The 5,571-nt window shown below is 65.6% G+C and carries 5 protein-coding genes and 1 pseudogene; 4 read left to right on the forward strand and 2 right to left on the reverse strand.

The window, feature by feature from the left end:
- Nucleotides 1-37 precede the first annotated feature (37 nt).
- The 4 genes and pseudogenes from traA to KAY22_RS23780 form a co-directional block, all read left to right on the forward strand.
- A complete protein-coding gene (traA, locus tag KAY22_RS23765; protein ID WP_296625618.1) occupies nt 38-2,962 on the forward strand; it encodes a Ti-type conjugative transfer relaxase TraA in 2,925 nt (974 codons plus the stop codon).
- 6 nt (nt 2,963-2,968) lie between these two features.
- A complete protein-coding gene (locus KAY22_RS23770) occupies nt 2,969-3,658 on the forward strand; it encodes a DUF6118 family protein (RefSeq protein WP_296625621.1) in 690 nt (229 codons plus the stop codon).
- Nucleotides 3,659-3,786: 128 nt separating this feature from the next.
- On the forward strand, nt 3,787-4,008 hold the full coding sequence (locus KAY22_RS23775) for a hypothetical protein (RefSeq protein ID WP_296625619.1): 222 nt from the start codon (nt 3,787-3,789) through the stop codon (nt 4,006-4,008).
- Nucleotides 4,009-4,303: 295 nt separating this feature from the next.
- Nucleotides 4,304-4,450 (forward strand): annotated as a pseudogene (locus tag KAY22_RS23780) (IS5/IS1182 family transposase); the annotation flags it as partial.
- A 248-nt stretch (nt 4,451-4,698) separates the two neighbouring features.
- On the opposite strand, the gene KAY22_RS23785 reads toward KAY22_RS23780, so the two are convergent.
- Together KAY22_RS23785 and KAY22_RS23790 are read right to left on the reverse strand one after the other, a co-directional pair.
- On the reverse strand, nt 4,699-4,932 hold the full coding sequence (locus KAY22_RS23785) for an arylsulfatase regulator (protein ID WP_231372556.1): 234 nt from the start codon (nt 4,930-4,932) through the stop codon (nt 4,699-4,701).
- A gap of 442 nt (nt 4,933-5,374) precedes the next feature.
- On the reverse strand, nt 5,375-5,571 hold a 197-nt coding region (locus tag KAY22_RS23790), incomplete at its 5' end, for a 2Fe-2S iron-sulfur cluster-binding protein (RefSeq protein WP_296625620.1).

Consider the following 5,571-nt stretch of genomic DNA (forward strand, 5'->3'; position numbering starts at 1 on the left):
GCCGACGTGCGCTCAGAAGTGCAATAAGCAGGGCATCATGGCGATCTACCATTTCTCCGCCAAGGTTGTGAGCCGCGCGAACGGATCGAGCGCCGTCGCGAGCGCCGCCTATCGTTCCGCGTCCGAGCTGCACGACGATCGGCTCAACCGCGATCACGATTTCAGTAACAAGGCGGGTGTGATCCACCGGGAAGTGATGTTGCCCGAGGGAGCACCAGAGCGGTTAAACGACCGCGCGACCTTGTGGAACGAAGTGGAGGCAGGCGAGAAGCGCAAGGACGCGCAGCTTGCCCGCGAAGTGGAGTTCTCGATTCCGCGTGAGATGAACGAGAAGCAGGGCGTCCAGCTCGCCCGCGATTTCGTGAAAAAGCAGTTTGTCGATCGCGGAATGGTCGCGGACCTGAACGTGCATTGGGACAAGGCGAAGGACGGCACGCCCAAGCCGCACGCGCATGTGATGATGACGATGCGCGACGTAGGGCCGGAGGGGTTCGGGAAGAAGAACCGCGACTGGAACTCGACCGAGCTGTTGAAGGACTGGCGCGAAGCGTGGAGCGCGCATGTCAACGAGCGCATGGCCGAGCTCGGGCTTGAGGGCCGGATCGACCATCGCTCCTATGAGGCGCAGGGGATTGGACTGGAGCCGCAGCACAAGATCGGACCCGCCGCGTCGCGCAGGCCAAGCCAAGGGCTTGAGGCGGAGCGGATCGAGGATCACACGCGCATCGCCCGCGAGAACGGCGCGAAGATCATCGCCAATCCCAATGTCGCGCTGGATGCGATCACGCGGCAGCAAGCGACGTTCACCACCCGCGATCTTGCGACGTTCGCGTTTCGGCATAGCGACGGCAAGGAGCAGTTCGACCAGGTGATGGGTGCGGTGCGTGCATCGCCCGAGCTGGTCGCATTGGGGAAGGACGGGCGCGGCCAGGAGCGGTTCACGTCGCGCGACATGATCGCGACAGAGGCGCGGCTGGAGCGTGCCGGGGACGATTTATCGAGGCGTTCGGATCACGGGCTCCCGGCAGCTTCAAACAGGAGGGAGCGGGAGGGGGGCCGCGCTGCCGGGAGTGAAGGTATAACGCTCGGCGACGAACAAGTTGCCGCGCTTGAGCACATTTCCCGGCCGAGCGGCCTGGCGGCGGTGATCGGCTATGCCGGTACGGGCAAGTCGACGATGCTGGGTGTGGCGCGGGAGGCGTGGGAGGATGCCGGGTACACGGTGCGCGGGGCGGCGCTGTCTGGCATCGCGGCCGAGAACCTCGAGGGCGGGTCCGGCATCCGGTCCCGCACCATCGCCAGCCTTGAACACGCATGGGGGCAGGGCCGCGAGCAGTTAGGCCCGAAGGACGTGCTGGTGGTGGACGAGGCGGGCATGATCGGTTCGCGCCAGATGGAGCGGGTGCTGTCCCACGCCCGAGACGCGGGCGCGAAGGTGGTGCTGGTCGGCGACCCCGAGCAGTTGCAGGCGATCGAGGCCGGCGCGGCGTTCCGCAGCGTCACCGAGCGCCACGGCGCGGCCGAGATCACCGAGATACGCCGGCAGCGTGAGGACTGGCAGCGCGACGCCACGCGCGCGCTGGCAACCGGGCGCACAGCGCAAGCGATCCACGCCTATGACGGCAAGGGCATGGTCCACGCGGCCGACACGCGCGATCAGGCGCGGCGCGCGCTGGTGGACGGCTGGGATCGTGCGCGCCAGGCCGAGCCCGGAAGCACCCGGATCATCCTCACCCACACCAACGCCGAGGTGCAGAGCCTCAATGGCGAGGCGCGGGATCGGCTGCGCGCGAGCGGCGATCTTGGCGGCGACGTGACCGTGAAGGCCGAGCGGGGGACACGCCAGTTCGCGACCGGCGACCGCATCATGTTCCTTCGCAACGAGCGCGGCATGGGGGTCAAGAACGGCACGCTTGGCACCATCGAGCGGGTATCGCCCGAGGGCATGGCGGTGCGCCTCGATGACGGGCGCGGCGTCGCGTTCGACACCAAGGACTATGCCCATGTCGATCACGGCTATGCGGCGACGTTCCACAAATCCCAAGGCGTGACGGTCGATCGCGCCCATGTCCTCGCCACCCCGGGCATGGACCGCCACAGCGCCTATGTCGGCATGTCGCGGCACCGCAACGACGTGCAGCTTCACTATGGCCGCGACGACTTCACCGACCAGCGCCAGCTTGTTCGCGCCCTGTCGCGCGACCGCGGCAAGGACATGGCGGGCGATTACGCCAAGCCCGAGCAGGATCAGGCGCGGGCGTTCGCCGATCGGCGCGAGATCCGGTTCCCGGAACTCGCGCGCCAGGTGGTGGCGAAGGTCCGCGACAAGGCGCGGGGCATGTTCGACGGCTTCCGGCCTAAGCCAGCGACCCAGAAGGCGACGTCGCCGGAGCGTGTCGCGGCCGATCGGCCGCTCGCACCCTCGCAGGCCCGCGCGATCGAACGCTATGGGCGCGCCGCAGCCGATATAGGCCGGATGAAGGACAAGGGGTTGCCGGTGCTGGCGCACCAGGAACAGGCGCTGGCGAAGGCTGGCGATGCGCTCGACCAGGCGCGGCCGCATGGTGCGCGCGACCTTGCCAGCGCGATCGAGCGCGACCCCCGGCTCGCGCGCGACGCGGCCGAGGGCAACACCAGCGGCGCGGCGAAGGCAATGGAAACCGAGCGCCAGGTCCGCACCGATCCGGAGAAGCGCGCAGGCCGGTTCGTGGAACAGTGGCAGGGCATGAAGGAGGCACGGGCCAGCATGGAGCGCGCCGGCGACCATGCGGGCGCGGAGAAGATCGGCAAGCGCATGGAGAGCATCGCGGGCGGACTGCATCGCGACCCGCAGCTTGAATCCGTGTTGCAGCGACGCGCCCCCGAGTTGGCGTTGAGCATGGAGCGTGGCCGGTCGATCGGGCAGGAACTGGCGCAGTCGGTCAGCATCGGGCGGGACCGCGACCGTGGCATGAGTCGGTAGGTGACGATGGACGACGATATTCAGGAAGGCGGTGATCCAGCGGAGGCGTTCGACCGGTTGCGCGCCGTGATCGAGGGACAGGACCGCGAGCTGGCGCTGCTACGCCGTGCCGTGGAGGGCTTGGCGGCCGAGCGGGCGCATATCGATATTCCCGACTATTCCGAGACGTTGGGCCGGATGCAGCAGGGGGTGGACGCCACGGCCGACCGGATTGCGGTCATCAACGATGTGATCGCCCGGAGTCCGGCGCTGGCGATGACGCCCGAGCAGATGGCGCAGCGGATTGCCGCAGCGGGCAACGCTGCCCGGCGTGAAGATCAGGCGGCGCTTGCCAAGGCAGGCGAGGACAAGGCCCGCGTCATGGCCGAGCTTCGCACCATCGCCGGGTCCGCATGGACGCGGGCCGACCAGAAGAACCGGCAGCTATGGTTCGGGCTGGGCGGGGCGGCGATCGGCATCCTCGCATGGACGATCCTGCCCGGCCTCGTCGCGCGCGAGATCGCGCCGGCGAGCTGGCAATGGCCCGAGCGCATGGCGGCGCGGACGCTCGACCTTCCCCGTTGGGAAGCAGGGCAGCGGATGATGCAGAGCGCCAGCCCGGAGAGCTGGCGGGCGATTGTCGCTGGCGACAAGGTCGTGGCGGCGAAAGCGCGTGAGACGGTGCGATGCACGGTTAGGATCGCGCCTATTCTATAACCGGAGGATTAAATGTTCGGTGACTTCCAAGCACAGAGCTTCGTCACGGGCAGCTCGTGCGTTTCTTTGAGTATCCCGCGCTCGTAATCAGAAATCGTCTCGATTGGGGCACGTCATGCGGCGCGCGAGTGCCACTCAGCCTCGAACGTTACTTCCGGCAGCGCCTCAAAGGCTGGCTTCGCGAACGGGAAGCCCTGTATATAGCGAACGCCGAGGTCTTTGAGGACGGCAAGCTCCCCCGGCGTTTCGATCTCTTCGGTATCCTTGGCGGTGCGGGCGTGGTCGGTGGATTCGAACAGGTGGGCGATCCGCCCGCAACCAAAAGGCCTGCGCCCGCGATGTCGGTATAGACAGCGTTTGGAACAAGCGCCTGGAAAGCAATCAAGCCCTCGTCGCTCATTATGTCGCTCAACCCGCCGCGGATTAGGTGCACGGGTAAGTCCAAATTTGCGGCCGCGATGGAAAGCAGGTCGATCGAGTCCTCCGGCGCCCGCCAGACCGTCACGCCTTCGAGAAAGCGGGGGCCCCACTGCCAGCGAAAACGGCCATCGGAACCTGCTCGTAAATAGCGGCGCGGGCCATCGACGCTGCCGATAGATCGCTTTCTGCCGGGCGCGTATCCGGCAGCGGCAGCGGCTGATGACGGGCGAAGGCGAGTGGAAGACGCGCAAACATGGCGCATCCTACCGTCACCAGTGGCGCAAGGTGCATCTCGGGATCGATGCTGGAACGCTCAATATCTGGGCCATTGAGGTCACAACCAATGCGATTGGCGATGCGCCGACGCTCCCCGACGAGCGCCGTCCTGACGGCAAAATGGCGTAGGGTACGGGCAACAACACCGCCGTCACCGCGGAATCATAGGTGTAGGCGCTTGCAATCGTAGCGGCGTCTGCTCGCAAACGGAGCGATTTTCTGCTCGGATTATCTGACAATGGGCGGAGCAGTCTGCTCACGCTAATTGCCAATGTGCTCGCCATCATCCGGCGCTGCTCGCAGTCATGGTCGCCTGCTCACATTATCTGCCAGCGGGAGTGGCGTCAGCGTGGCACCCGGATGGAGCCGTCCGCGATCCCTTCGGCGATATTTGAGAGCATGACGGCGTAGCGGTGCAGGCCGGGGAAGCGACCGGCGTTTCTCTCGATCTCTTCGCCGTATCCGGCATCGAGCAGCGCCTTGAAGTCCGGCATCACGTCGAACATGCCGCCGAGCAGATCGATATCGGAAGCACCGATCAGCAGCAGGGCATTCGCATGGGCGTCGAGGCGTTTCATCGTCTCCAGCATTTCGGTTTTGGTCATCGCACCCTTTCCGCTTGCGTGGTGTCATCGCCTATTATGCGCTGGCCCTGTTCGCGAAAACCTTCCTTTCTGACGACCTCGCGGGCGGGCCATGACGACAACGCATTTCTGCGGCCCGCCGCTTGTCAGAACTGTTCTGGAAACCTGCTTCGCAAAAGCGCTTGCCGGCTACGGGTTTGGAGAGCCCATTGGCACGGAGCGTGAGCACAACGCCCCGTTTGCAAGCAGCGCCGGATGATGGCGAGCACACTGGCAGATAATTCGAGCAGGACGCTCCCCGCCAGTGGCAGAAAGCGTGAGCAGGAAATCAGGCTGTTTGCGAGCACACGCCGCTATGATTGCAAGCGCCTACACATAGGGTTCTTCAGCAGCTTGTTGATCGGGGCTGGGCCGTTACAGAAAATTGGTGATCGGATCAGTGCTGTGAATTCGCGATATGCACGACCAGACCGTCAAGCGCATCGGACATTTCAATCTGGCAGCAGAGCCGGCTATCCGCGCGTACGCCTTCGGCAAATTCGAGCATGTCATGCTCCATTTCGCTCTGCGTACCGGTCCGCTCGCGCCATTCGGCCGCGACATAGACATGGCAGGTGCCGCAGGCGCAATTGC

It is taken from the genome of Rhizorhabdus sp., from assembly GCF_018006725.1.
In the GTDB taxonomy this organism is placed as follows: Bacteria; Pseudomonadota; Alphaproteobacteria; order Sphingomonadales; family Sphingomonadaceae; genus Rhizorhabdus.